This window comes from Neorhizobium populisoli (assembly GCF_019430945.1).
GTDB classification, from domain to species: domain Bacteria; phylum Pseudomonadota; class Alphaproteobacteria; order Rhizobiales; family Rhizobiaceae; genus Neorhizobium; species Neorhizobium populisoli.
In genome coordinates, this window is sequence record NZ_JAHYCB010000034.1 from 8,960 (window position 1) to 11,459 (window position 2,500).

The window sequence follows — 2,500 nt, forward strand, 5'->3', positions numbered from 1 at the left end:
AATATAGGTGTCGTTGTCGGCGCCGCCACGCATGACGTCAGCCTCCGTGCCACCATCGAGTTTATCCGTGCCGGCACCTCCGAGCAGAGTGTCGCCGTCGGCGCCACCACTCAGGGCGTCGTTGCCGGCTCCACCGTCAAGAATATCCCCGCCAGCCCCTCCGGTCAGCGTATCGTTGCCAGAAAGACCAGTGATCGCGTCGGCGCAACTAAGGCCGACAATCCTATCCGCCTGTACCGTCCCTATCACAACATTCATGTCAGTGTTATAGGTTTCCCCAAATAGACTTAGAGAACTAGCGAGCTCGGCTTCGCTTACCCGGCCATCTATTTCAGCGATCAGCTCGAGCTGATATTTGGAGCCTAATCCGTCACGATCGACACTGATAAAAGTCTTGCCCCAAGCATAAGCTAGGTCGATGTAGTCCTCCCTTACGGCATCCCTCATGTCGCCCAAGAAGCCGCTAATCTCGAGCTTGTCTCCTTCTGCAATTGTAAATTGCGGAAGAAGCATAAGGGTGTTCCCGGTGGCCGACAAGCGATATAACTGTTGTGCTACATTAGAAGTGATGATCGCGCCAACCGACTTTATAACGTTATTACCAGGTCCTGCTATCAAGTCATGAAAATATTCCTCGATATCGTAATAGCCGTCGTGATCAAAGTCGCTGTATGCGGTGAAAACGTTCCGATCCGTTCCGCAGAGGCTCTCGTACCAGTCAGGTATGGCATCACCATCGGTGTCGCGAGCTATTGTCGGCGTGAATGCAGTACCTGTTGCAACCTCTGAAGTCTTGTTAACGAGTACGCCTGTGCCACTTATTACGCTATTTACGATTCGAGTGTCGGTTTGATCACGGTCGAAGGGGTTCGCACCGACGTTGGAGAGAACATAGTCTCGGACCTGAGACGAGTCGAGTACGACGGCACCGCTAGATGTGTTGTCCAACAAAGTAATGAATTTTGCGCCACCAGTGTCGTAAACTAGGCTCGTCTGGATCTGGTTGCCACTGGCGTCGGTGACCCGGTCGACAAGTAGATTGTCATAGAGATAGACAGCGCTGCCATCCGCCATGGAAGTGACCGTGATGGGGCCGCGATTTATTTTGGTTGTACTCAGCCCATAATCTACAACATTACCAATGATGTCGACAGTGGTCAGCAGGGATCCGAGGGAGCCGCCGCCCACTGCGATGCTCCGTTCGGCGCGGCCACTGTCATAAATGTAATTGTTGATAATCTCGACTTCTTGCCCCGCACGGATCTCCGGATTGCGGTCATTATTATGGGCAAAAAGGTTCTTAATGACGGTGATAAAGCCATTAGCGTCACCGTTCATCTGGTCCCAGTTCGAAATCAGCAAGCCTTTGCTGTGTTCCCCTTCCACATTGATGCTTTTACTGAGACCTTCCCCCACCAAGTTATTCGAGAATGTAACGCTTCTGACAGAACCATTGATTGAGACGTTCTCATCGGTCGCCCATGTGAAACTATTGTGATCGATTACGATATTTCTGAGCTCGAAATCGGTTGTCCCGATCATCAGTCCGTCGCGGTCGCTCGGATTATGGCCATCGGGGTCATCGCCGGGTCGGAAATGCACGCCTTGTATGACCACTTCGCTCGTCTTGATGCGGATGCGATCATCTGAAATGGTGATACCGTCACCGGGCGCTGTCTGGCCAGCTATTGTAACGTTGGGATGTTCGACGAGAATCTGTGATTTCAGATCAATCTGGCCGGCGACGTCAAATACAATTAGGCGAGGACCGTCGGCCATAAGCGCTTCGCGGAGCGATCCCGTTCCACTATCGGCGAGCGTTGTCACGTGAATAATGCGGCCTCCAATACCGCCTACCGTCTCAGCGCCGTAACCTTCGATACCCAAATAATTCTTCGCGTCGCTCATTATGATTTCTTAATTTGTTTCGACGCACACACCATATTATGTATTTATTTCGGACCATCTAATATTTAATCTAAATTTTCATTTACTTGATAATCTAAATTTTTATGTGCTTCCGCCATTCTGATTGACCGCCAGAGCCGTCGACGAAGACGTTATCCCGCCACGAACCCTTTGCCGTCCATCGAGATGGCGATTTCGGCGCTCTTCAATATGGTGGTGACGTCGATTGACGTGAACTGCGATCCTTGGTCCGTGTAGATGTCAGAATTGCCTCAACGCGCAAGTGCCACCTCGACCGCTTGGATGCAGAAGTCCGCCGCCATCGTGATTGAACCGCACCGCGTTTGCCGGAGGCTCAAACTTCCGAGAGAATAGAGCCGATATGGCATTTGACATCTGGCTTCGCTGCCGGACAAGTAACTCTCGCGTCTTCGAGACCATACCGGCGGCTTGTTCTTCTCCGGATTTAGAGCGGTTCCCTGTCTGACTGAATCGAATGGCTTTGCAAATCGCTCGCGTTCTGATTCAAGCTATCTGCCGATGGAGGTCGGCAGATATGTCGAAAGCCCTTTCCGTTGATCTTCGCATACGC

1 protein-coding gene and 1 pseudogene are annotated in these 2,500 nt (G+C 51.6%); both read right to left on the reverse strand.

Translation table 11 applies throughout. From position 1 onward, the window contains the following. Positions 1-1,908, reverse strand: a 1,908-nt coding sequence (locus KX729_RS34125) for a hypothetical protein (RefSeq protein WP_246618049.1), incomplete at its 3' end; no start/stop codon positions are given. A gap of 104 nt (positions 1,909-2,012) precedes the next feature. Then, positions 2,013-2,240, reverse strand: a pseudogene (locus tag KX729_RS32875) (IS3 family transposase); the annotation flags it as partial. Positions 2,241-2,500: the final 260 nt, after the last annotated feature.